The organism is Pseudomonas sp. MPDS, from assembly GCF_013283895.1.
Taxonomy (GTDB): domain Bacteria; phylum Pseudomonadota; class Gammaproteobacteria; order Pseudomonadales; family Pseudomonadaceae; genus Aquipseudomonas; species Aquipseudomonas rhizophila.
This window is the reverse complement of record NZ_CP054128.1, coordinates 2,139,930-2,163,815: the sequence shown is the minus strand read 5'-3', so window position 1 is coordinate 2,163,815 and position 23,886 is coordinate 2,139,930. Positions and strand designations below refer to the sequence as shown.

25 protein-coding genes and 1 pseudogene are annotated in these 23,886 nt (G+C 58.1%); 11 read left to right on the top strand and 15 right to left on the bottom strand.

From position 1 onward, the window contains the following. Nucleotides 1-311: 311 nt before the first annotated feature. From HQ912_RS09595 to glcD, 6 genes are all read right to left on the bottom strand, one after another. The gene (locus HQ912_RS09595) at nucleotides 312-2,009 is read right to left on the bottom strand and encodes an L-lactate permease (RefSeq protein WP_047228255.1); all 1,698 of its coding nucleotides are present in this window, start codon (nucleotides 2,007-2,009) and stop codon (nucleotides 312-314) included. A gap of 249 nt (nucleotides 2,010-2,258) precedes the next feature. Then, nucleotides 2,259-4,436 carry a malate synthase G gene (locus HQ912_RS09590; RefSeq protein WP_047228254.1) on the bottom strand — a complete coding sequence of 726 codons (2,178 nt, stop codon included), beginning with the start codon at nucleotides 4,434-4,436 and terminating at the stop codon, nucleotides 2,259-2,261. A 78-nt stretch (nucleotides 4,437-4,514) separates the two neighbouring features. Continuing rightward, on the bottom strand, nucleotides 4,515-4,916 hold the full coding sequence (locus tag HQ912_RS09585; RefSeq protein WP_047228253.1) for a heme-binding protein: 402 nt from the start codon (nucleotides 4,914-4,916) through the stop codon (nucleotides 4,515-4,517). A 12-nt stretch (nucleotides 4,917-4,928) separates the two neighbouring features. Continuing rightward, nucleotides 4,929-6,146: a glycolate oxidase subunit GlcF gene (gene glcF / locus HQ912_RS09580; protein WP_047228252.1), complete on the bottom strand. Its 1,218-nt coding sequence runs from the start codon at nucleotides 6,144-6,146 to the stop codon at nucleotides 4,929-4,931. Between the two features lie 2 nt (nucleotides 6,147-6,148). Further along, nucleotides 6,149-7,207, bottom strand: a complete 1,059-nt coding sequence (gene glcE / locus HQ912_RS09575) for a glycolate oxidase subunit GlcE (protein ID WP_047228306.1) — start codon at nucleotides 7,205-7,207, stop codon at nucleotides 6,149-6,151. 5 nt (nucleotides 7,208-7,212) lie between these two features. After that, a complete protein-coding gene (gene glcD, locus HQ912_RS09570) occupies nucleotides 7,213-8,712 on the bottom strand; it encodes a glycolate oxidase subunit GlcD (RefSeq protein WP_047228251.1) in 1,500 nt (499 codons plus the stop codon). A 251-nt stretch (nucleotides 8,713-8,963) separates the two neighbouring features. Here glcD and glcC point away from each other — a divergent pair, with 251 nt between their 5' ends. Together glcC and HQ912_RS09560 are read left to right on the top strand one after the other, a co-directional pair. After that, on the top strand, nucleotides 8,964-9,737 hold the full coding sequence (gene glcC / locus HQ912_RS09565) for a transcriptional regulator GlcC (protein WP_047228250.1): 774 nt from the start codon (nucleotides 8,964-8,966) through the stop codon (nucleotides 9,735-9,737). A gap of 101 nt (nucleotides 9,738-9,838) precedes the next feature. Next, nucleotides 9,839-10,000 carry a DUF2986 domain-containing protein gene (locus HQ912_RS09560; protein WP_076383854.1) on the top strand — a complete coding sequence of 54 codons (162 nt, stop codon included), beginning with the start codon at nucleotides 9,839-9,841 and terminating at the stop codon, nucleotides 9,998-10,000. A gap of 266 nt (nucleotides 10,001-10,266) precedes the next feature. On the opposite strand, the gene HQ912_RS09555 is transcribed toward HQ912_RS09560, so the two are convergent. Together HQ912_RS09555 and HQ912_RS09550 are read right to left on the bottom strand one after the other, a co-directional pair. Continuing rightward, the gene (locus HQ912_RS09555; RefSeq protein ID WP_047228249.1) at nucleotides 10,267-11,565 is read right to left on the bottom strand and encodes an SLC13 family permease; all 1,299 of its coding nucleotides are present in this window, start codon (nucleotides 11,563-11,565) and stop codon (nucleotides 10,267-10,269) included. A gap of 34 nt (nucleotides 11,566-11,599) precedes the next feature. After that, nucleotides 11,600-12,424 carry an amidohydrolase family protein gene (locus tag HQ912_RS09550; protein WP_139049485.1) on the bottom strand — a complete coding sequence of 275 codons (825 nt, stop codon included), beginning with the start codon at nucleotides 12,422-12,424 and terminating at the stop codon, nucleotides 11,600-11,602. A 167-nt stretch (nucleotides 12,425-12,591) separates the two neighbouring features. Here HQ912_RS09550 and HQ912_RS09545 point away from each other — a divergent pair, with 167 nt between their 5' ends. Next, nucleotides 12,592-13,329 carry a GntR family transcriptional regulator gene (locus HQ912_RS09545; protein WP_173406715.1) on the top strand — a complete coding sequence of 246 codons (738 nt, stop codon included), beginning with the start codon at nucleotides 12,592-12,594 and terminating at the stop codon, nucleotides 13,327-13,329. Here HQ912_RS09545 and dapF read toward each other — a convergent pair. The 5 genes from dapF to HQ912_RS09520 all read right to left on the bottom strand — a co-directional run bounded on the left by dapF (nucleotide 13,311) and on the right by HQ912_RS09520 (nucleotide 16,241). Continuing rightward, entirely contained in the window at nucleotides 13,311-14,132 is an 822-nt protein-coding gene (gene dapF / locus HQ912_RS09540) for a diaminopimelate epimerase (RefSeq protein WP_173406714.1), read from the bottom strand. The two genes, HQ912_RS09545 and dapF, sit on opposite strands and share 19 nt — an antisense overlap. Beyond that, a complete protein-coding gene (locus HQ912_RS09535; protein ID WP_173406713.1) occupies nucleotides 14,123-14,488 on the bottom strand; it encodes a VOC family protein in 366 nt (121 codons plus the stop codon). Before HQ912_RS09535 ends, dapF begins: the two co-directional genes overlap by 10 nt. A gap of 106 nt (nucleotides 14,489-14,594) precedes the next feature. Further along, nucleotides 14,595-14,996, bottom strand: a complete 402-nt coding sequence (locus HQ912_RS09530) for a PaaI family thioesterase (protein WP_047228246.1) — start codon at nucleotides 14,994-14,996, stop codon at nucleotides 14,595-14,597. A 75-nt stretch (nucleotides 14,997-15,071) separates the two neighbouring features. Further along, nucleotides 15,072-15,647 (bottom strand): GNAT family N-acetyltransferase, encoded by a 576-nt coding sequence (locus HQ912_RS09525; protein WP_173406712.1) that lies wholly within the window; start codon nucleotides 15,645-15,647, stop codon nucleotides 15,072-15,074. Nucleotides 15,648-15,785: 138 nt separating this feature from the next. Then, complete coding sequence (locus HQ912_RS09520; protein ID WP_173406711.1) at nucleotides 15,786-16,241, bottom strand: GNAT family N-acetyltransferase; 456 nt, start codon at nucleotides 16,239-16,241, stop codon at nucleotides 15,786-15,788. Between the two features lie 77 nt (nucleotides 16,242-16,318). On the opposite strand from HQ912_RS09520, the gene HQ912_RS09515 reads away from it, so the two are divergent. The 4 genes from HQ912_RS09515 (at nucleotide 16,319) to HQ912_RS09500 (ending at nucleotide 19,584) form a co-directional block, all read left to right on the top strand. Beyond that, entirely contained in the window at nucleotides 16,319-17,419 is a 1,101-nt protein-coding gene (locus tag HQ912_RS09515) for an NAD(P)/FAD-dependent oxidoreductase (protein ID WP_107323254.1), read from the top strand. Continuing rightward, a complete protein-coding gene (locus HQ912_RS09510; protein WP_173406710.1) occupies nucleotides 17,406-17,756 on the top strand; it encodes a hypothetical protein in 351 nt (116 codons plus the stop codon). The genes HQ912_RS09515 and HQ912_RS09510 overlap by 14 nt, the downstream gene beginning before the upstream one ends. Nucleotides 17,757-17,860: 104 nt before the next feature. Continuing rightward, nucleotides 17,861-18,337 carry a GNAT family N-acetyltransferase gene (locus tag HQ912_RS09505; protein WP_173406709.1) on the top strand — a complete coding sequence of 159 codons (477 nt, stop codon included), beginning with the start codon at nucleotides 17,861-17,863 and terminating at the stop codon, nucleotides 18,335-18,337. A 179-nt stretch (nucleotides 18,338-18,516) separates the two neighbouring features. Then, nucleotides 18,517-19,584 (top strand): alpha/beta fold hydrolase, encoded by a 1,068-nt coding sequence (locus HQ912_RS09500; protein ID WP_173406708.1) that lies wholly within the window; start codon nucleotides 18,517-18,519, stop codon nucleotides 19,582-19,584. 77 nt (nucleotides 19,585-19,661) lie between these two features. On the opposite strand, the gene HQ912_RS09495 is transcribed toward HQ912_RS09500, so the two are convergent. After that, nucleotides 19,662-20,162, bottom strand: coding sequence for a nuclear transport factor 2 family protein (locus HQ912_RS09495; protein WP_230682628.1), 501 nt, complete (start codon nucleotides 20,160-20,162; stop codon nucleotides 19,662-19,664). Between the two features lie 1,304 nt (nucleotides 20,163-21,466). On the opposite strand from HQ912_RS09495, the gene HQ912_RS09490 reads away from it, so the two are divergent. From HQ912_RS09490 to HQ912_RS09480, 4 genes are all read left to right on the top strand, one after another. Continuing rightward, a complete protein-coding gene (locus tag HQ912_RS09490) occupies nucleotides 21,467-21,841 on the top strand; it encodes a hypothetical protein (protein ID WP_173406707.1) in 375 nt (124 codons plus the stop codon). A gap of 45 nt (nucleotides 21,842-21,886) precedes the next feature. After that, a complete protein-coding gene (locus HQ912_RS27755; RefSeq protein ID WP_313959892.1) occupies nucleotides 21,887-22,159 on the top strand; it encodes a hypothetical protein in 273 nt (90 codons plus the stop codon). Between the two features lie 155 nt (nucleotides 22,160-22,314). After that, nucleotides 22,315-22,365 (top strand): hypothetical protein, encoded by a 51-nt coding sequence (locus HQ912_RS27750; protein WP_260990086.1) that lies wholly within the window; start codon nucleotides 22,315-22,317, stop codon nucleotides 22,363-22,365. Nucleotides 22,366-22,471: 106 nt separating this feature from the next. Then, nucleotides 22,472-23,494, top strand: coding sequence for a hypothetical protein (locus HQ912_RS09480; protein ID WP_173406706.1), 1,023 nt, complete (start codon nucleotides 22,472-22,474; stop codon nucleotides 23,492-23,494). Here the strand turns inward: HQ912_RS09480 and HQ912_RS09475 are convergent. Next, nucleotides 23,474-23,881, bottom strand: a pseudogene (locus HQ912_RS09475) (hypothetical protein); the annotation flags it as partial. The gene HQ912_RS09480 and the pseudogene HQ912_RS09475 overlap by 21 nt on opposite strands. Nucleotides 23,882-23,886: the final 5 nt, after the last annotated feature.

Genomic DNA, 23,886 nt, shown 5'->3' with positions numbered 1-23,886 from the left:
CCGCGCTATCAATCCCTTGCGTAGTTTTTACGGTGGCACCTATAGTCTGGGCGTCGCTCAAATGGCGATGGGGTTTGGCACAGCTTTGCTGCATTCCGCTGCGTGACGGTTGCGACGTGATGGATGTGATTGCAAGGCGGTTGGATGCGGCGCTGGCGGGTACCCTTCTATAAAACGCCAGACACTACAAAGCCCCTGATTCATCACGATTCAGGGGCTTTCATTTACACCTGTCAACAGATGCGCTGGTTTAGCTCATGCGAACTCGCTGACCGAAGCTGCCCGCCCCCTCGGCGGGCAGCCTGCAGGTTTCAGGACTTCGTCAGCGGATCGCTGATACCCAGCAGATAGAAGCCGATCATGCCGATGATACCGGCCAGGACGATGTAGTACAGCGTCGGCAGCATGGTTTTGCGCAGGGTGATGCCTTCGCGGCCCAGCAGGCCGACTGTCGCCGACGCCGCCACCACGTTGTGGATGGCGATCATGTTACCGGCCGCCGCGCCTACCGATTGCAACGCCACCATCAGCGCGCCAGAGATGCCCAACAGTTGCGCGGTGTTGAACTGGAACTGCGCCAGCATCAGGTTGGACACGGTGTTGGAGCCGGCGATGAATGCGCCCAGTGCGCCCACAGCCGGGGCGAAGAACGGGTACACGCTGCCGACACTGTCTGCGACCAGACGCGCCATTGCCACCGGCATCGACACCAAGTCCGATCCGTTCACCCCTGAGTTGATCAGGATACGCACCATAGGGATGGTGAAGATCAACACGAAACCGGCGCCCAGCAAGGTTTTGCTCGATTCACTCACGGCCGCCACCAGTTCGCTGGCGCGCATGCGGTGCAAGAAGAATGTCATCAGCGCAACCACGCAGAGCAAACCACCTGGCAGGTAGAGCAGTTCCAGGCTGGCGGACACGCCCGTCTCCCCCAGAATGTCTTTGGCCCCGAAGCTCAGGGACAGCAGCCAGGCCTTGAGCGGTGGAATGTTGCGCGACAGCACCAACAACACGGCCAGCAGCACATAGGGTGCCCAGGCCATGGGGACGGAAATCGCTTTTTTGCCGGCCATGTCGTCGAGCTTCATCTCGATCCTGCCCATCCACTCCGCTGGCCACTCGCTGGCCGGGGCAAAATCCCAGGTGGTCTTGGGCAACAGGAAGCGCGCTTTGGCAGCCGGGATCACGATGCTCAGGCCCACCAGGGCACCAATCATCGAAGGGAATTCCGGACCGAGGAACACCCCAGCGGCGGCGTAAGGGATGACGAAGGCGAGGCCAGTGAAGATCGCAAACGGCGCCATGACCAGGCCTTCGCGCCAGGATTGGTTCTTGCCGAAGAAGCGGGTCATGATGCTGATCATGATCAGCGGCATGAGAATCCCGCAAAGGGCATGGATGATCGCCACCCGCGAGACGATCAAATGGAAGAACACGTCCCAGTTGCTGCCCACAGCAGCCAGTTGCGCGCCAAGACCGGTCTGGTCAAGTCCGCCTGTGACCCCGACCACCATGGGCGTGCCGACGGCACCAAAAGACACCGGCGTGGACTGCACCAGCATGCCGAGTACCACCGCGGCCATGGCCGGGAAGCCCAGCGCGACCATCAACGGCGCGACTACCGCCGCAGGTGTGCCAAAGCCCGAAGCGCCCTCGATGAAGCAGCCGAACAGCCAGGCCACGATCAGCGCCTGGACCCGACGGTCCGGGCTGATATTGGCAAAGCCACGGCGAATGGAGCTGATGCCGCCGGAATGCTTGAGGGTGTTGAGCAACAGAATGGCACCGAAAACAATCCACAGAATCGCCGCCGTCAGGACGAGGCCCTGCAGCGAGGACGCCAGGACCCGATTCAACGTCATGTCCCAGGCCCCGAGGCCGATCAGCGCCGTCAGTACGAAGACCACGGGCATGGCGTATTTGGCTGGCCAGCGAAAGCCGATCAGTAACACGCCCGCCAGTACCAGCGGCACGAAGGCCAGGATGGACAGCAGTGTTTGACTCATGGTTTTGGTTCCTTTTTATTGTTGTGAACCACAGTTTGCCGGGGGTATCCGGCGCCACGCATCCAGAGCACAGGTGCTCCGCGAACCGCGTCGACAGGGGATCACCCGTCGCCGCGCTCATGCTCAAGGGCCCCGGCAGCCATGGGCTGTCGGGGCCTGTTGTATTGCGCCCCCGCTAAAGCAGGGGCTTTCGGGGTTGCGGTCACGACGCACACCGCAGCCCCTCGACGATTGCAGAGCGTGTCTCCCTCAGGCCTGTTGCTTGAACCGCAGACGCCAGGCGTGCAGCAGCGGTTCGGTGTAGCCACTGGGTTGCTCGCGGCCCTTGAACACCAGGTCGCAGGCGGCCTGGAACGCCATCGAGGCGGCATAGTCATCGGCCATCGGGCGATACAGCGGATCGCCAGCGTTCTGCTGATCGACCACCTTGGCCATGCGCTCAAGGCTTGCGCGCACCTGAGCTTGGCTAACGACGTTGTGGTGCAGCCAGTTAGCAATGTGTTGGCTGGAAATACGCAGGGTGGCGCGGTCTTCCATCAGGCCGACGTTGTGGATATCTGGCACTTTGGAGCAACCCACGCCCTGCTCGACCCAGCGCACCACATAACCGAGGATGCCCTGGCAGTTGTTGTCCAGCTCTTGCTGGATCTGGCTGGCGCTCCAGTCAGGCTCGGCCACCACCGGCACGCTGAGCAGGCCATTGAGCAGGTCGTCGCGCTGACTGTTGAGGTCGATGGCTTCCAGCTCGCGCTGCACCGCCTGCACATCCACTTGGTGGTAGTGCAAGGCATGCAAGGTGGCGGCGGTCGGCGACGGGACCCAGGCCGTGTTGGCGCCGGCCTGGGGATGGGCGATCTTCTGCTCGAGCATGGCGGCCATCAGGTCCGGCATGGCCCACATCCCCTTGCCAATCTGCGCCCGACCACGCAGACCGCAGCTCAAGCCAACCAGCACGTTGTTGCGCTCGTAGGCCTGGATCCAGGCGCTGCTCTTCATGTCGCCCTTGCGCAGCATCGCGCCGGCCTCCATGGCGGTGTGCATCTCATCACCGGTGCGGTCGAGGAAGCCGGTGTTGATGAAGGCCACCCGCGCCGCCGCGCTGGCGATACACGCCTTGAGGTTGATACTGGTGCGGCGCTCTTCGTCCATGATCCCCATCTTCAGGGTGTGCCGGGGCAAGTGCAGCAGGTCTTCGATGCGCGTGAACAACTGATCGGCAAAGGCCACTTCAGCCGGGCCGTGCATCTTCGGCTTGACGATATAGATACTGCCTGTACGCGAGTTACCGTGGCGCTGGAGGTCATGCAGGGCGATCAAGCTGGTCATCACGCCGTCGAGGATGCCTTCGGGGATCTCGTGGCCTTCGCCGTCGAGGATCGCCGGGTTGCTCATCAGGTGCCCGACGTTGCGCACAAACAGCAACGAACGGCCGTGCAGCTTCAACGCACCGCCAGCGGCAGCGGTGTACTCGCGGTCCGGGTTGAGACGGCGCACGATAGACTTGCCGCCCTTTTCCAGCGCTTCGCTGAGGTCGCCTTTCATCAGGCCGAGCCAGTTGCGGTAGATCAGCACTTTATCGGCCGCATCGACCGCCGCGACGGAGTCTTCGCAGTCGAGAATGGTCGACAGCGCGGACTCCACCAGCAGATCCTTGACCCCTGCGCCATCGCTGGCGCCGATCGGGCTGCCGGCATCGATCTGGATTTCCACGTGCAGGCCGTTGTTTTTCAGCAGCACCGCTGTCGGCGCGCTGGCCTGGCCCTGATAACCGACGAACTTGTCGGCCTGGGCCAAACCGGTCTGGGTGCCGTCAGCCAGGGTCACCTGCAGTTGCCCCTCACTGACTCGGTAATTGACCGAGTCGGCATGCGAGCCCATGCGTAAAGGCGCGGCCTGATCGAGAAACGCACGGGCGAAGGCGATGACTTTGTCACCACGCACCTGGTTGTAACCCGGGCCCTTTTGAGCACCACCGTCTTCAGCGATGGCATCGGTGCCGTACAACGCATCGTACAAAGAGCCCCAGCGCGCATTGGCGGCGTTCAACGCGTAGCGGGCATTCATCATCGGCACCACCAGCTGTGGACCGGCCTGGTGGGTGATCTCGCTGTCGACGTTGGCGGTGCTGACCCGCACCGTGTCTGGCTGCGGCAACAGGTAGCCGATGGACTCGAGAAAATCGCGATAGGCCGACATGTCGCTGATCGGGCCTGGGTGCGCGCGGTGCCAGCTGTCCAGCTTCGCCTGCAGCGCATCGCGCTCGGCCAGCAGCGCACGATTGTGCGGCGCCAGGTCATGCACCAGGGCGTCGAAGCCGGCCCAGAACGCCTCGCGTTCAATCCCGGTGCCGGGCAGCACTTGCTCGTCGACGAAACGTTGCAGGTTGATGGCCACTTGCAGGCGCTGGCAGTTCACGCGATCAGTCATTTTCACTCTCCAAAAAACAGTAGGTGGCCGGCGTCAGATGTCAGCGCGGCTCACTGAACAGGCGCCTAGCCCTTGTAATCAGCCCAATGCGGCGATACCGGCTTTGGCCACTTGGGCGTCCTGATCGGCCTTGACCCCGGAAACGCCCACCGCGCCAATCACCTGGCCGTCGACAATCACCGGCACACCACCTTCCAGCGAAGTCAGCAGCGGCGCGGACAGGAACGCGCTACGCCCGCCATTGACCATGTCTTCATAACCTTTGGTTTCACGACGCCCGATGGCGGCGCTGCGGGCCTTCTCGGCGGCGATGTAGGCGGCGATCGGTGAGCAGCCATCCAGGCGTTCCAGGGCCAGCGGATGCCCGCCGTCGTCGACCACGCTGATGCTCACGGCCCAGTGATTTTTCTCCGCTTCACTGCGGGCAGCGGCGAGGATTTTGCTGACTTCGGTCTGGCTCAATACGGCTTTGCTAAGCATGCTGTTCTCCGGTTAATTCAGGGCTTCTTCGACCAGTTCGATCCAATGTCGCACAGGGGTACGACCGGCGCCGTCGAGGTGGGTCTGGCAGCCGATGTTGGCGGTGACAATCGCCTGCGGCTTACCGCTTTCCAGGGCATTGAGTTTGTTGTCGCGCAACTGCCTGGACAGCTGCGGCTGGGTTAACGAATAGGTCCCGGCGGAGCCGCAACACAGGTGACTGTCGGGCACAGCCGTCAAACCGAACCCGAGGCGAGCGAGCACGCTTTCCACGGCGCCCCCCAGCTTCTGCGCATGCTGCAGAGTGCAGGGGCAATGGAAAGCCACGCGCTTGTCGGCATGCACACCCAGTTGCTCCAGAGGTTCGACGCTGAGCACTTCAACCAGGTCTTTGGCCAGCGTACTGACGCGCCTGGCTTTCTCGGCGTAGGCCGGGTCCTGCGCCAACAGATGGCCGTAATCCTTGACGAAGGCGCCGCAGCCGCTGGCGGTCTGCACAATGGCCTCGGCGCCCTGCTCGATGGCGGGCCACCAGGCATCGATGTTGCGCCGCGCACGCTGCAAGCCTTGCTCTTGGGCGTCGAGGTGGTAGTCCACTGCGCCGCAGCAACCGGCTTCATTGATCGGCGTGACGCTGATGCCGAGGCGATCAAGCACCCGCGCCGTGGCGGCATTGGTGTTAGGTGCCAGGCCAGGCTGCACACAGCCCTCAAGCATCAGCACACGGCGTGCATGGCGTGGCTCGGGGCGGGGTTTGGCGGCACTGGCAGTACGCGGCAATTTGGCCTTGAGGCTGGCCGGCAACAGCGGACGGAAAACCTGGCCAACCTCAATCAACCCTTTGAACAGCCGCGCATGAGGCACCACGGCACGCAGGCTTTGACGCAATACGCGCTGAGCCAGCGGGCGCGGAACGGCGGCATCGACTACCGCGCGGCCGATATCCAGCAGATTGTGGTACTGCACGCCCGACGGGCAGGTGGTCTCACAGTTGCGACAGCTCAGACAGCGATCCAGGTGCAGTTGGGTCTTGGCCGTGACTTCATTGCCTTCCAGCACTTGCTTGATCAGGTAAATACGCCCGCGCGGGCCGTCCAGCTCATCACCGATAAGCTGGTAGGTCGGGCAGGTGGCGTTGCAAAAGCCGCAATGCACACAGCTGCGCAGGACGCGTTCGGCTTCCTCGGCGCGCGGCAGGTGCTTGGCCTGTTCACTCAGATGGGTCTGCACAACTACACCTCGCGATACATACGGCCAGGGTTGAAAATGCCCTGGGGGTCAAGCTGGGTTTTGAGCTGTCGGTGGTAGCGCAGCAACGGGGTGGCCAGCGGATGGAATGGACTGTCGCAGTGGCCGGCGGTGAAACAGGTGGCGTGGCCACCGGCTTGGGCGGCGATCTGGCGGATCAGCGCGACATCGGCATCGGACTTGAGCCAGCGTTGGGCGCCTCCCCAGTCGATCAGTTGCTCACCGGGCAGCGCCAACACGCCGGTGTTGGTCGGCACCGACAATCGCCAGAGCGGGCGCGGGTCCGCGAAGAAATCCAGGCGCTGCTCGCGCAGGTCAACCCAGTACGAGCTCTCAAGCAGCTCACCGCCGAGACGCTCACGGGCCGCTGCGACCGAGCCTTCACCACCTTCCAGGCGCAGGTGCAAAGCCTGACCATCATGGCTGGCGGCGCTCAGCGAAATGGGTTGCTGACCCCACTCGGCCAGTTTGCGCAAGGCCAGCGCGGCGTCCATCTCCAGCCGCAGACTCAGGCACTGGCGCGGCTTGGGCAGCACTTTGAGCGACACCTCGGTAATCACTCCCAGGCAGCCAAAGCTCCCGGCCAGCAGCCGCGACAGGTCGTAGCCGGCGACGTTCTTCATCACCTCGCCGCCAAAGCGCAGGTGCTTGCCCGTTCCGGTGATCAAGCGGGTGCCCAGGACCAGGTCACGAACCGCGCCGGACCAAGGCCGGCGCGGGCCCGAAAGACCTGCCGCAACCATCCCGCCGAGGGTCGCGGCGCCACCAAATTGCGCAGGCTCGCAGGTGAGCATCTGCCCGGCCGCGTCCAGCGCCGCCTCCAGCTCAACCAGCGGCGTGCCGGCGCGGGCGGTGATCACCAACTCGGTCGGGTCGTAGCTGACGATGCCGCGGTGGGCACGGGTATCGAGCACTTCGCCTTCGACCTTGCGACCGAGAAACGCCTTGCTGTTACCTCCCTGAATGCGCAACGCCGTAGTACTGTTGAGGGCGTGATTGACTTGTTCCAGCAACGCCTCGCTGGCGTCGCAGTCGTGCTGCATCACCATCAGAAGCGCTCCAGTTCAGGAAAGGGCAGTTGGCCGTGGTGCACGTGCATGGCGCCGAATTCGGCGCAGCGGTGCAGGGTCGGAATGTTCTTGCCGGGGTTGAGCAGGCCACGCGGGTCGAATGCTGCCTTCACCGCGTGAAACAGGGTCAGTTCGTCACTGTTGAACTGAACGCACATCTGATTGATCTTCTCGCGCCCCACCCCGTGTTCGCCGGTGATGCTGCCGCCCACCTTGACGCAGAGTTCGAGAATCTTGCCGCCCAGGGACTCGGCCCGCTCCAGCTCGCCGGGTTGGTTGGCATCAAACAGAATCAAGGGGTGCATATTGCCGTCACCGGCATGGAACACGTTGGCCACACGCAGGCCGAACGCCTCGGACAGCTCACTGATGCCCTTGAGCACCCCGGGCAGTTCGCGACGTGGAATGGTGCCGTCCATGCAGTAATAGTCCGGCGAGATACGCCCGACGGCCGGGAAGGCGTTCTTGCGCCCGGCCCAAAACTTGACCCGTTCAACCTCATCGCGGGCCATGCGCACTTCGGTGGCGCCGGCCTCGCCCAGCACCGCGCGGACACGCTCGCAGTCGTCGTGCACGTCGGCCTCCACACCGTCCAGTTCGCACAGCAGGATGGCCTCGGCGTCCACCGGATAACCGGCGTGTATAAAGTCCTCGGCGGCGCGAATGGCCAGGTTGTCCATCATCTCCAGGCCGCCGGGGATGATGCCGGCCGCAATGATTTCACCCACCGCGCGCCCGGCTTTCTCCACCGAATCAAAGCTGGCCAGCAACACCTTGGCCACCTGCGGCTTGGGCAGCAGCTTGACCGTGACTTCAGTGATGATCCCCAGCATGCCTTCGGAGCCGGTGAACAAGGCGAGCAGGTCGAAGCCGGGCGAATCCAGGGCCTCGCTGCCCAAGGTCATGCGCTCGCCTTCAACTGTGAGGATTTCCACCTTGAGCAGGTTGTGCACGGTCAGGCCATATTTGAGGCAGTGCACGCCTCCGGCGTTCTCGGCGACGTTACCGCCAATCGAACAGGCGATCTGCGAGGATGGGTCCGGTGCGTAATACAGGTCGTAAGGGGCGGCCGCCTGGGAGATGGCCAGGTTGCGAACGCCCGGCTGAACGCGAGCGAAGCGCCCTTCTGGATTGACTTCAAGGATGTGCTTGAAGCGCGCCATCACCAGCAAAATCCCCTGGACCAATGGCAGTGCACCACCGGACAAGCCCGTCCCTGCCCCGCGTGCCACCACGGGCACACGGCGTTGATAACAGAGTTTGAGCAGGCGTTCGACTTGTTCGATGCGCTCCGGCAATACCACCAGCATCGGCGTGGTGGTGTAGGCAGAGAGGCCGTCGCACTCGTAGGGTTTGAGGTCTTCCTGGGTGTGCAGCACTTCCAGGTCAGGAAGCTGCTGGCGCAGTTCCGCCAGCAGCGCTGACTTGTCCACTTCAGGCAGCGCCCCATCAACGCGCTCGTCGTACAAAATACTCATGGCAGGCTTTCTCGCTTTATTGTTCTTTTGTGCCGCGCCGGTAGCGAGCCGGGCTGCTTGTTATGCGCTATATGTAGAGCCTTGCAGGGTGGTCGTCTATCACCGGATGAACTGGTATGACCAGTTTATTCAAGCCCGCCTCTAACCCGTATTTGCCAAGGGCCTTACTTATAAAGGGGTTAGTGGCTATATTGGGCGCAGCGTGAATGACCATTTAAAACTGGTACTACCAGTTAGCCGAGGCCCCTGACATGCTCGAAGAAACTTCCGCCGTTCGCCGCCAGGTCAGTGATGTGGTCGCCGAGCGGATCGAACGATTGATCGTCGATGGCGTGCTCAAGGTGGGCCAGGCACTGCCCTCGGAGCGCCGCCTGTGCGAAAAACTGGGAATATCCCGCTCGGCCCTGCGTGAAGGGCTGAAAGTGCTACGCGGGCGCGGCATTATCGAGACCGCCCAAGGCCGTGACTCACGGGTGGCCACGCTGAACGGGAACCGCGATGCCAGCCCACTGATGCACCTGTTCAATTCGCAGCCGCGCACCCTGTTTGATCTTCTGGAAGTGCGCGCACTGCTGGAAGCCGAATCAGCACGCCTGGCCGCCTTGCGCGGCACCGATGCAGACTTTGTCCTGCTCACCCGGCGCTACGAAGAAATGCTCGCCGCCCACAGCCAACCCGTACCTGCCGAGCCGCGCGAACATGCCCGCCTCGACCACGCCTTCCACCTGGCGATCTGCGAGGCCTCGCACAACCCGGTGTTGCTGCACACCCTGCAGTCGTTGACCGATTTGATGCTCAGTACGGTGTTCGCCTCGGTCAACAACCTCTACCATCGCCCGATGCAAAAACGCCAGATCGACCGCCAGCACACCCGGCTCTATCACGCCGTCATCGAGCGCCTGCCAGAACAAGCTCAGCGCGCTGCGCGCGAACACATCCACAGCATCCGCGACAACCTCAAGGAGATCGAACAGGAAGAGCAACGCCTGGTACGCGCGACCATGCGGCTTGAGGGTTGGGGGTAGGTTTCTGGGTAGCGGGGCCGGCTGGGAAGCGCAAAATCAATGCCTGGCTTCACACCAGACTTTCACCATCATCCAAGACTTTGCAAACCGAGTAGAAAAGTATGAATCGTCGTAAAAAAATAAATCAGTTACTAAAAGCTCACGCAAAAAAGGCGAGTGCCAAACTGGCCCCGCCGAAGAAATCCAAATACATCAGTAAGGCTGACCGGTTAAAACTGGCTGCTGAACCCGCTCCAGAGTCAGTCATAACCCCTGAGAGCTGAGTCTTCGATCTTAAGCGCCAGTCGCATCAGCAATGGCGGTGAAAGTGGGGCTGCTGCGCAGCCCAGCGGGAGCAAGCTCCCTCGCCACAGTGGTTCAGGCAGGTCTTGAGTGAATTGCACCTCGATCGTTCCCACGCTCCTGCGTGGGAATGTCGCCAGGGACGCTCCGCGTTCCGCTTCTGGAAGATGACGCAGAGCGTCACGGGATGCATTCCCACGCAGAGCGTGGGAACGATCAACTTCCCAGACCTACCAAAACGAACTCTTCAGATAAAAGTCAGCGCAAGGTTAAACAGCATGGCCGCGACGAAGCCGATGGGCGCGGCACGCAGCAGCAATTGGGGAAACAGCCGGGTTCGGCTCTGCTCATCGGCGCAGGAGCTCAGGATCAGGCTGCCGCCGGAGGAGAACGGCGAGATAGAGGTGGCTTGGGCGCCAACCACGATGCTGATGAACAGCACCATGGGGTCGATCGACATGGCGGCGGCCAGCGGCGGCACCATGGGGAACAGCGCGGGTGTAACCACTCCCAAGGTGCTGGCGAAAATCGACATCAGCGCAGCGACGACACCGAACACCAGGGCTACCAGCACCGGTGGGATATTGCCGCCAATCCACGATGCCAAAGCGTCGATAGCGCCGGCCTTGATCGCCACCGAAATCAGCATGCCCACACCACAAATCATGATCAGTGTGCCCCAAGGCAGCGAGGCGATGGCTTTGCGCTCGTCGCCCAGCTTGAGCACCAGCGCAATCACCGAGAACACGCTGGCGATCAGGCCAATGTCCACCTTCGAGTTGACGAACGTCACCGTAGCATTGTCCGGGAACAGGATGTGCGCGATAGGACCGGCCAACACAATCAGCATCATCAGCAAGGTCAGCCACAAGGTGATTTTCTGCTCACGGTTGAGCGGGCTCGGCGTCTCGATCGCGACCGCCGCGCTCTTCAGCGCACGGCCGTGGCCGGCGAAGAATACGAACGCAGTGATGACCACCAGCGGAATGACCATGGTGCTGGCAAAGATCGCCAGGCCATTGATGAAGGCTTCACTTTCAGGAACACCCAGGCCGGTCATCAGGCCTCGGAAAATGATACCGCTCTGGCTGGACACGAAGTTGGCACCGCCCAGGGCCCCGTAGTTCACCGCCATGCCACCGAGTATCAGGCTCATGCCCGTGCGCTGGCACAGCAGCAGCGTCAGCGGGGCCATGAAAGCCAGCACCGTGTAGTAACCCGCGCCGAGCCCGGCAATCAGGCAAGCGGTCAGGAACACCGCATAAGGCAGCAGGTGCGGCACGTTACGACAGAGATAGAGCAGGTGTTCGGCCAGTTTCTCCAGCGTGCCGTTGACGATGGCGAAGCTGTAGAACAGGCAGACCGAGAAGATGATGAAGAAAATCTTCAGCGGCCACATGGCGATGATTTCGGAAGGACTCAAGCCCATGCCGAAACAGCCCAGTAGATAGGCAAAGGCGATGGCGAACAGGCCGATGTTGATTTTGGTGGTGTATCCCAGCGCGACAGCAAGAACGATCGCGGCGACGACGTACAGGCTCATCATGATGTGTGTTCCGTATTATTTTGTTATGGGGAGTTCAACGCGTCGACGCAGCAAAGCCGAACAGGGTTGTGGGGTTATCCACCAACACCTGCCGGCGCTCCACCGGGTCGGGAAACAAGGCATGCACAAAGGCCAATTGCGCGTCATAGCCGGTGCGCGACTCGAACTGGGTATGGGGCCAATCGCTGCCCCAGACAAAACGATCGATACCGCCACATGCCTGGCGCAATTGCGCCAACACGCAAGCCGCGCGGGGCAGGTCTGACTGACTGCGATAGGCGGCAGACAACTTGACCCACAGCCGGTCCTCGCCGAGCAAGGCCAGGAAGCCCTGATGGGCGAGGTTACTCGGGTCGATACCATTGGACGGAAGACCGAAGTGATCCACGACCACCGTGACGCCGCTCGCCAGAACGAACGGTACAACCAGGACCAAGGCGTCGAAGCCGCACTGGATTTCAACCTGCCAGCCAAGTCGGGCCAGTCGCTGGTAAAACGTTTGCCAGCGTGCATCGATGTAGTCCTGCGGCGCCTTGCCGATCAGATTCAAGCGAATGCCTACCACGCCAGCCTTGGCCAAAGCTTGGAGCTGTGCATCCTCGATGTCCGGTTCGACCACCGCGATGCCTCGCAAACGTTGCGGATAACGTTGCAGGGCCTCGACCATGAAACGGTTGTCGGTTCCCAGGAAGCTCGGCTGGATGAGCACGCCCTGGGCAAGGTTGCAGCGATCCAGATGCCCCAGATAGTGCTCGGCCAAGGCGTCGTAATCAGGGCTGTAGCGACGATCACTCGCCATGGGCAAGTCATGTCGGAATATGTGGGCGTGAGTATCTATACCTTCGAACGACAGGGACATCAGGAAGCTGCCTTTGTTGATTTTTTGTGGGAGCCCGCCAGGCATGTAAGGTGATTACAGACCTAAAATTCATATAGATGACTGGATGACCATATCTATAAACAACCATCCCTGTCAACGCGCCCAGTGAGGTAAAGTGGCGCATTGCTTGGATTTGGATTGACGGTATGGCCCTTACACACCTTGGACATGACGAGCGACTGCCGCTCTATCAACGACTGCGTGAAGAGATGCTGGCGAAAATCGCCGCAGGCGAATGGCTGCCCGGTGAAGCCATTCCCACCGAGGCAGAACTGACCCGCCACTACGGCGTTGCGGTAGGCACGGTACGCAAAGCGGTGGAAACGCTGGTCGGGGAAGGGTTACTGCTGCGCGTCCAGGGCCGTGGCACGTTCGTGCGCCGACCCAACTTCGACGGTTCACTGTTTCGTTTCTTTCGACAGGTCGATGCCAGCGGTCAATCGCAAGTGCCGCAAAGCCGCATCCTGAGTCGCACCCAGGAGACCCCGGACGCCCACGTGCGCCAGGCGCTGAATCTGACCGAGCACGACGCCACCATCCGCCTGGAGCGCCTGCGCCTCATCAACGGCCGACCGCTGTTCCACGAGCAGATCTGGCTACCGGCCGCTCAATTCGGCGCCCTGCTCGACACCGACCTGAACGACTTCGGCACCCTGCTCTACCCCTTCTACGAAGAACGCTGCGGCATGCGCGTCGCATCAGCCCGGGAAACCCTCACCGTCACCTCGGCCGATGAGCCACTGGCCGCCACGCTGGGAGTCACCGCCGGCAGCCCAGTGGTGGTAGTTGAACGGGTGGCCCTGGGCTACGACCGTCAACCACTGGAATACCGACTGTCGCGTGGCGCAGCCGACACTTTTCGCTATCAGGTGGAGATTTGCTGAAAACGATCGGGGATAGCTCCCGAAAACGTTGCCTCTACCGGCCCGCTGAGAAACACCGGTCCCCGGCCATCCCATTGAACCGTCACGCTTCCACCATCACATTCAACCTCAACACAATGATCCAGCAAGCCACGACGAATCCCGTTCACAGCGGCGCCGCAAGAGCAGGAACCTGAGCCGAGTGCGATGCCACCGCCCCGTTCCCATATGCGCAAACGAATGTGCTTTCGATTGATGACCTGAACGAAATGCACGTTGGTCTTGAGCGGGAACAGCGCGCTGGTTTCGATTGCCGGTCCGACTGTCGCGATATCAACGTCGGCCAGATCATCCACAAAGTAAGTGCAGTGTGGGTTGCCCATGCTGCACGCTATCGGGCTACCCGCCAGTGGCAGAACAGCGCTATCCAGGTCCCCAGCCAGGGGAATGTCCGACCAGCCGAAAAGCGGCTGCCCCATGTTGACGGAAATTGCACCGGTTGAAGTTCGTTCGCAAGTGAGCAGACCGCGGTTCGTGCGCAGCGTTATCGAAGTCACATTCGATTCGCGCATCAGCCGATCCGCAGCGCCCCGCGTCGCGCTGCCGCAAACGTCCAGCGTGGAGCCATCTGCATTCCAGAACATCAGGCGTGCGTCTGCATCCTCACAATCGAGCATCACCGCGAGCTGATTGAAACCGATGCCTCGGTTGCGATCACCCATCCGCCGGGCCAGGGCACTGGTTATGGGGTTGGCTGAGTTTCGCGCGTCCACGACAACAAAATCATCGCCGTTGGCGTGCATTTTGTGAAAGTTCAGCGGCATGCAAACGCTCTACTGGAAATAGAGATGGTGTTGCCATCAGGGTCTTTGGCATTGGCGAATGAATAGCCGTCGGCCTTGTGGGTGGCGCCAAACTTCAAGCCTTGGGCCATGCACTTCTCCTTGAAGCCCTCAACATCCCGGGTATCAAAAACCAGCTTGACTGTGACTTGTCCCGTTTTAACGCTCTTCCCTGCCGCATGAACCATCAGAATCGCGCCACCGTTTGCAGGCTTCAATTCCGTGACGCGATCATCGGCATGCTTTTCACTGACAAAGCCGAAATGTTGCTCATAAAAAGCGCAGGTTGCCGGGACGTTCCGTACGTACAGCATGATTCGATTAAGTGTCGGTTCCATGTGTTCTTCCTTGATCACTGCTGACGGTGAAACTAAGCACGCTGTGCATCATCGCAGCGGGGCTTGGATGCAAAGCTCGACGTTTGTAGTGCGTCTCCAGATGCTTTCAACCAACCACAAGAAAAGACGCACTGGCTCGTACCACGCGCTCCTCCCCAGCGCTTATATAGGTATTGGCGAAAACCAGTCGGCTACCGGACTTTTGAATATCGACAGCCGCCTCCAACCAATCACCGACCTTAGCGGAGCCTGCGAAATCAGTGGTCATTGTGGTCGTCACGAGCTTGAGGGGCGGATCTTTCGAGAAGGCAGCGCTGTAGCCCAAAGCAATGTCAGCCAGCGCCATGAACAACCCTCCGTGAGCGAGTCCACGCGCATTGGTGTGTTTCTCCTCGACCCGAATCCCAACGGTGAATCCTTCGGCGTTTTCCCGATAGTAGAAAGGGCCCAGTAGATCAAGAAAAGGACTGCTCCGAAATAACGGTTTGAAATCCTGTGGAATATCCATTTTTTTCACTCCTTTACCCTGTAGGCGTATTCAGGTCCGGCGACTGTAATTAATGATCGTCAAAAGCGACCAGACTCATTGCTCCCTGCTCAATGGCCCCAAAGCCGCTTTTTTCTCAAGCCATGCCTCCCGCGTCATTTCCCAAACTTCCTTTAGCAACGACCCACAGACAAAATCACCCTGCCGCGTTGCAATCATGCGCATGCCTTCGTGTTCCGAAACTTTACGCGAAGCATGATTGCCCACCGCCTTGGGAACTTGCATGACGGGACGCCCCAGGGTTTCAAACCAATAGGCGTTGATAACCTCACAGGCCTCGCGCATGTAGCCCTTTCCCTGCCATTGAGGCGCCAGCCAAAAGCCACGGTTGTTGCCCGGTTGATCGTACAGGCTGATGCTGCCGATGCAACGTGCCGGATCTTCGCAAGTGCGGATCATCCAATGCCACTCGCGCCCGGCCGCAATGGCGGGAAGCGCATGGTCGCGAACGTACGTCAGCGCGCCGTCTTCCGGATAGGGCCATGGCACGCGACTGTCGAGATAACGCACCACTTCCCAGTGCGGAAACAGCTGTTGGATAGCCGGTGCATCGGCCAGTTGCAGTGGTGTGAGAATGAGACGGCGGGTCTGAATCGTGGGGATGGTTTCCATAGTGAAGTTCCTTTTCAAATGTTATGGCGTCCCGAAACCATCCTGCCTTAGGGACAAAACTGAACATGTTGTAGCACTGATCACCGATGTATTGAAAAGCGATGGGCTGTTCCAACCGAGTCAGGGATTGAGCAGGCACTACTTCAACAACAATTTGCGCATGATAATCGTGCGCTCGGCGCCGTGAAGTTCATCACGTACTTTCTGAAAGCCCAGCGCTGCGTAAAAGCCCTCTGCCGTGATGGAGGAAGGCACGAGCAAAACGTCCAGATCCCTGTTGAGAGCGGCCGAACAAATGACGGACATTAGTTGCTCGCCAATGCCTTCTCCCTGGCACTGCGGTTCGACAAAAACACTTCTGACAACACCTCCGTCGAGGCTGGCCGTCGCGACGACACATTGATCGACAGACGCCACATAAACCCGACGTTGCTCCATCAATAGCTGAACTGCCTGAACAGAGAAGCTGCGCTCAACCTGGGCGATTACCTCGGGTGGGTAATCGTTGGCGTTGGATTGACGCAGGGCGCTGATCACTACGTTGCTTATCGATTCTGCATCCTCAGGGGTTGCGAGACGAATGTGGGCTTGCATCTTGAGTTCTTGCTCCGAGTGATCAGCGATCAATGCAGCTGTTGTACCATCGTGCGGTCGACAGGGAGGAAGTTGATATGGCCATTGCTGTAGATACACGAGTTGTTGTCATTGGCGCGGGCATCGTGGGCGCATCCCTGGCATATCATCTGGCGGGCAAAGGTGCGAATGTCACCCTGCTCGAAGCTCAAGATATAGCGTCTGGAGTGACTGGAAGCTCATTCGCATGGATCAACACCTCACACAGCGGGCACGACCCAGTCGCGCAATTGCGAGGTGCAGCCATCACGGAGTACCGTCGACTCGAAACGGAGCTGCCGGACCTGAAGGTGCAATGGACTGGCTCTCTGGCCTATGGCACGAGCCCGGATGGAGTGCGGCAAGCCTCAGCGAATCGAGCTTCGGCCACCTTGGTATCCCGTTCGCAAATTCTCGACCTTGAGCCAAATCTCAAAAATCCCCCTCAACAGGCCTTGTATAACGCTGAAGAAGGCGCTTTGGACGCAGTGCAAGCAACCCATGCGTTGATCGCAGGCGCTCAGGCTCATGGAGCGAAAGTTCTGACTCAGACTCGGGTCATTGGCTTTACAACTCAGAAGACAAAGGTAACGGGCGTAGAAACCACACGGGGCATCATCGATGCCGACATAGTTGTACTGGCAGCTGGGACGGGTATCGCGAAGCTGACAGAGACGCTAAAAGTGTCCCTTCCAATAGAGGCATCCCCTGCAATATTCATCCGTTACACATCACAACCCAACCTCGTGCACACCATCATCTCAAGCCCTGAAATGGAAGTCCGACAAAGCGCAAACGGTACGTTAGTCGCAGCAGAAGACTACTTGGACGACGCTCTGGAAAACCAGCCAGGGGAAATGGCGCTTAGGACCGCCAGGGTCATTCAGAACGAATTACACGGGGTTATTTCCATTCGACCAGAGTCGGCCTGTGTCGGACTCAGACCCATTCCTATCGACGGTATCCCGATCATCGGCTATCTACCCGATATCGGCGGCATGTATGTTTGCGCGATGCATCCGGGAGTCACCTTGGCAGCGATAGTGGGTCGTCTTGTCTGCGAGGAGATAATCGATAAGAAGACCTCTTCTGCCCTTGCCCCATGTCGTCCAGACCGCTTTTTCCCAAACCCGCAGAGGACAAAGCATGAAAGCCGCTGACCCCAATCGCCTGAAAATCTGGCAAGCCCTTTCATCACTGTTTCTCGACACCGAGATCGACGCATTAACCTACGACTACATCGCTCGCGTGATCCTTGAAACCGGCTATTCACCTAAGGTAATCCACAGCATCCTATGGAATGAAGTGTTCCCGGTCCTGGAAGCAAACCTCAGGTCCGTCGCAGGCGAATGGGCGGGATGGACGGATGAGTGGCTGCTGGAGCAGCTCACGATAAATGATCAACTCGAGGTCCGAAAACCCAGCGGCAGTATTGCCGTGGAGATCGCCAGATGCTGGAACCATGTGGCGACCCGGCTTCCACCGGGATATGCCTGATCCCGGTTTTTATCCGGCCCCTCGCGCGCCCAGGATGCCGCACTCGGCAGGCAACAATCTCACACTGATCAACGTCTTTCGGCAAAATGATAGAGCACGAAATAATGCCCCTCACACCCCATTCGCTTGTCACCTTGGTCCCCGCTCAAAACAGCGACCTGGACGATCTGGTAGCCGTCAGAATCGAAGCCATGCGCGAAAGTCTTGAGCGTGTCGGGCGATTTGATCCCGTGCGCGCACGCGAGCGATTTCTAGGCGGTTTTAAACCAGACTGCACACGCCACATCGTGGTAACAGGACAGAGGGTGGGGTTCGTAGTCATCAAACGTCACGGCAATGAACTCTTGCTTGACCACTTGTACGTGCGCCCTGACGCGCAGGGATCAGGAATAGGCTCTGCTGTTCTCAGCCAAATATTCAAAGAGGCGGATGCCGCTGCGCTGCCATTACGAGTGGGCGCTCTCAAAGAAAGCGCGTCGAATCGCTTCTACATCCGCCACGGTTTCCAACTCATCGAAAGCGGCGAGTTCGACAATTATTATCTGCGACAGAATGGTCCTGCAGTTGGCCAAAATCGTTAGCCACCGACAATCTTACTGCGATGTATCCTCGTGTATCCCGAGGATACATCGCTACATAACCTTGCACTTTTACCTCCCATTCGACACAGCCCGGATACGTTGCCCCGTTCAAATGCACCCAAGGTTTCAAGGGCATCAACCAGAGCCCCTGACCCATGGCTCGCAATGGAGGCATCACCATGAAAACGGCACTGCAGCACAGCAAAACCGGTAAAACCCATCGCCGCCTGCTCGGCTCATCCATCCTCGCTCTCAGTCTGTTCGGCGCGCTCGGGGTAGCCCACGGGCAATCCACCAGCGCCGCGCAGCCAACCGCGAACAAGTCCGGCGTCACGCATACAACGCCCTCCCCGTTCGGTGCGCTGAAGCATATCAAGGCCGGTCTGCTGGACGTGGCGTATGCCGAAACCGGCCCCGCCGATGGGCCGGTGGTGATTCTGTTGCACGGCTGGCCGTACGACATTCATAGCTATGACGAAGTCGCGCCCTTGCTGGCAGCGAAGGGATACGGCGTGCTGATGCCGTATGCCCGGGGCTACGGCGATACGCATTTCCTGTCCGAAAAAACGCTTCGCAACGGTCAACCAGCCGCGCTGGCCAGTGACGTGATCGACTTCATGGATGCGCTGAAAATCAAGCAAGCCGTGCTCGGTGGCTACGATTGGGGCGCACGTTCGGCGGACATCGTCGCGGCCCTGTGGCCGGAGCGCGTCAAGGCGCTGGTCGCGGTCAGCGGCTATCTGATCGGCAACCAGGCCGCCGGTCAGAACCCGCTGCCACCCAAGGCCGAGTTGCAGTGGTGGTATCAGTTTTATTTCGCCACCGACCGTGGCCGCGCCGGGTACGAGAAAAATACCCACGACTTCGCCAAGTTGATCTGGCAACTGGCGTCGCCAAAATGGGCATTCGATGACGCCACCTTCGACCGCAGCGCCAAGGCGCTGGAAAACCCCGACCACGTCGAGATCACCGTATTCAACTACCGTTGGCGTCTCGGCTTGGTCCAGGGCGAGACCCGATACGACGCGCTGGAACAGAAACTGGCGACGGCGCCCTCCATCAGCGTGCCGACCATCACCCTTGAAGGCGATGCCAACGGCGCGCCGCACCCAGCTCCCGAGGATTACGCCAAGCGCTTCACCGGCAAGTACGAGTTCCGGTTGATCAGCGGCGGCATCGGCCACAACTTGCCGCAGGAAGATCCGCAAGCGTTTGCCAAGGCTGTGATTGATGCGGATCATCTTTGATAGCCAGCCCCTTGCCTTGATAACACCGGCATAAAAAAACGGCTCGTTTATTCAACGAGCCGTCTTTTTGCGGGCTATTACCGAACAGGATCAACCCGACGCATAAGGTCATTCAACACGTAGGTGTCCAGAAAGGCTGTTACCTCTGTGATCTGGCCATCCTTGAGTGTCATGTGCCACAGGTAAGTGTTGTTGTAGGGCTTGCGGTCAAGGGCCATGGCCTCTCCCTTCCAGAGAACCACCACGACATCGCCCTCAGCCACAATGCTTTGCACGGTAGGGGAAATGGGCGTTGCCAGCCGAGCGGTGATCGGTCGTACGGCTCGTTCGATTAAATCCGTCTTGCTGTTATACACACCAGAAACCGGACTTGATCCAGATACGGTCCACGTTGCGTCGGGCGCCAGCAGATCGAAAACCGTGCCTTGGCCTTGTTGCCAGTTGGTAAATGCTTGGCGCACCAGGTCGGTATTGATGTTTTGGTCAGCGGCTTGCGACGCTGAAACCGTGTTCGTTGAAAGCACCAAACACAGCGCGACAGCCTGAAGGCGCACAGCCAAACTCATCCATGGGGTCATGATCTTTCTCTCACAACAATACGTTGATAGGAACCTCTTCAAGAGGAACCTTAACGGCATGGGCTCGGAAGCTTTTGCTCGATACTGCTGTGAGATTGCCCGATGCTGTTTGGTGGAACGGCGTGGGCACCTGAGCCTGGCTCCTATGCGTGGTTGCCGCCAGCACGCGGGGAGTCGCCCGCCGGTCCCATATCGGCTTTTTCCAGACGCCAAAAACCACAACCCCCCGACTTTCTCTAGGAAAATCAGGGGTTTGTGTTTGCAGAATGTGGCGGTGAAGGAGAGATTCGAAACTACCCGTTTGCGGTTTTCTGAGCATACCCCCCCGGTTTATAAGGGCTGCAGAGGAGCCAGATTTTGGATCTCAGTCCCGTGCCAGTCCCATGGGTTTTGCGCACCAGGTTGTAGAACAGGGTCGCGAAGTCCATTCCGACGTTTCATGTTGACCCATGGGAAAAAGGTAATTTTGGTAATGGAGCATGAGCCAACCTCTGGAAGCCTTGAAAATCGTGGCTTTCAGCGAATTTCGCAGAGGTAATAATTTGGTAAGTATGAGGTTAGGAAATTACCTTTCTTATTAGTAATCCCTGATAGCCCTCAAACCCAGTAAAATCGGGCACTTCAGAAATTATTACCCTAACCATTACCAAAAATTACCTCTTGAGGTAATGCCTGAGAGCCAAGTCCAGCAACGGCCCTAGCTATTTTTCATCCCTCCGTTACCAAAATTACCTTTTTCCCAGCCCACGTTTGAAAAATGGCCGAGCGCCCTCCATTTTATGACAATTCTCTACCCCTCTTAACCGGCGCTGAAACCTGCCAATTTCTTGGTAACGCTGTGCAATGGTGCAGAACACCGGAAAGCCTTACTGGCTGGGCCTTTCAGCTAGATTTGGGTTAGGCTGGATGATGACTAAAATTCCGGTGGTGCCAACAGTTCCAAAAACGAAAACTGCGTCTATTGGCGGTTTTCACCTCTGCAGACCGCGTGGGCCGGCCATCCCCTTCCCCTGATCAATTCACGCGCCCGACACAACGCTGTGCAAACCCACTGCACTTTTTTTCAAAACCTTGCACTTCGTGCAATCACGGCAACAACCACAGGGCCCACAGCCGGCCTAGGCGGAGCTATTGTTTGCCCCCCTTCCCGCCTTAGCACAAAAAGCGACACAAAGCCCGTTGGCGGGAGGGGGATAAGTGCTTTTTCACAACGTTTTTTATAGCCGCTTCATTTTTCCTCCAGCTCCACACACAATGCCTAGCATTGACGTAGTCACCTTTGAATAACTGAGAGTTAAAAATACATGGGACAATATTTCATCGATCACCTAGCTGACATAGGCACCATCGCCACTATTCTTTCCATGCTGATAGCGGTGGGTGTTCTGGCGTTTTCTGCGTACAGATATGTAACCGTCCGTAGAGATGAGCTTCGCAACCAACGGTATGAGCGCTATCACTATCTGCTGCGAACCGTTAGTAGCGGCTTTGACGCTGCCGGTCAGTTGAAGCACATTAGTCAACGAGCGTACATATATGAGCTTCGCCATTTTCCTGAGTACAAAGAGCTAACCATTCGTTTGTTGCTATCCCTTTTGGAACAGTGGAAAAAGAACAGCCCTAACCATGACCCTGTGCTTGATGCAGAAGTAGCTGAGACAATTGCCGCGTTTAAATGACGACCGCTAGTGGGATAGGATCAGTCCAGCCACACAAATCCGGACATTTCTTCTGCTGGCCTCTACGCACAGCGTGTTGCGGAAAAGCTGCGCGCTCGGAATTCGCTGTGCAAAAAGCTGCGCGTCAGCATCCGTAGCGGCATGTTCAGCCCGGGAGGAAGCCAAGTATGCCAATGGGGCACTCGTGGAGTGGGGTTGCCTTACCCAACGAATGATGTCCGGCTGCTGTCCAAGGCCGCTACCGAAGCGGTTAATTGGATATTCCGGCCGGGTATCAAATACAGTAAGGCCGAAGTGCTATTTATGGGTCTGCGGTAACCAGGCAAATTTACCGATGATCTGTTCGCACAGCCTCAACCGCAGGCGACCGAAAAATCTATGAGTGTGCTGGATCAGATCAACCAGCACTGAGGCCTGTGACCGCTCCGCACCGGAGGTGTACCGGCAAACCCTGATTGGGGGTGAGGCGAGAGATGAGGAGTCAACGCTTCACCACGAAGCTTGATCAACTTTGGGTTGTGTAGTCAAATTGATAGTCCGCAGTTACAATGCCGCTGCTATGATACCCAGGTGTGACATAATCGATATAAATAAATCTTATCAACTTTGTTGGCCGCTAGGAATCAAGCCATGACTCAAGATTGGAACTGGTTTTTTAGTTCTCTTTCCCAATCCGCCGCTGCAATAGTGGGGATATTTGGGGCGTTCATCATCACAAAGATCTTCTCAAACCAAACTTCATATTCAGAGAAAAAATTTAAAATAAAACAACTACTAATTCAAGCCAGAAAAATTTCAGACAACGCTAACAGCTGTAATATAAAATGGTACAACTTGCACTTCAACCATTCACACTTCAAAGACTTTCACGACTTTCTCGAAGAAAATTTCAAATCAGAAGAAGACACCTCGAAAGTCACAAATGAAATATTGGAAAAATTTATTACGGACAACAAATTCTCTAGATACTCCTCCACCACCGACATTAAAAAAGAACTAAGACACATCGTTGAAAAACAGTTTGAATTTAACACCGAAGAACGACAACGCGAGGAGGCCGCCAACAGAGCAGAAATAGAGCTTAGAAACTCACCCTTAGGAGGACTACTTGGAATTACACAAGTTATGGGAAGCGCAAACAGAATAAGCGACATGTTAAATCCACGCTATAAGCCACTATTTACAACATACGGCGATGTATATGACACGCCGTGGCCTGCGGTTAAAAAAGAACGAGAGGAGTTAGAGAAAAATTATTTAGAGGCGAAACATCACGGACGATTAGTTGCTGACTTACTAGAATCAACAGCAGCGAATCCAGAATCCCCCGCTCAAATATCAATCGCCCTTATATTAGTACTATTTATATTCTTTATAGGAGTCATTTACCCGCTTAGCTTTATGCCTGCCATTGGCGCACCAGAAATTAGCGCATCAATTACAACAATCAAAAGCAATATACTCTCCTTCAAAGGCGCATTGCTCGGCATTATTAGTGCAGCATTTACGATTATTGTGACTATATTCTACAAAACAAATACCGGAATGAAATACGACCCTGCCGACCTTATTAAGCTGGGCGACCTCACAGACGCTAAAAATTATTGCCAGTATTTTAAATTCATTGACGAGTCAGATCTGATTGCAAGCTGACCAACTTGTAATAGGATTTAGTTTCATTAAGAGTAACTTTGCGTTGACCGCTGCTGCCGTGAACGCAGATGCATTCCCAGGTGGTGGTGTCGGTCCGTGAGTGTGGGAAGCGATTTGCGTGTTCATATCCTGCAGCAGATCAAGCACGTCGCACACCACCTGAAACAGGTTCACGTCCTCAGACCCGATCCAGTTTTTCGGCGCTTGCAAACGCTGACTGGCGCCGGCCACACTTTTACGCACCCCCTCGATCCGCTCCTGCATGTCCCCGCCTACCGTGACGTTGTGCTTTTGACCCACGACGACGTTCAGATCCCTGCCGGTCGCCTGGTGCAGGTCATCCACAGCCGCTAGGCTCGCAGATCCGCCCGACAACAACTTAAGCGCCGCTC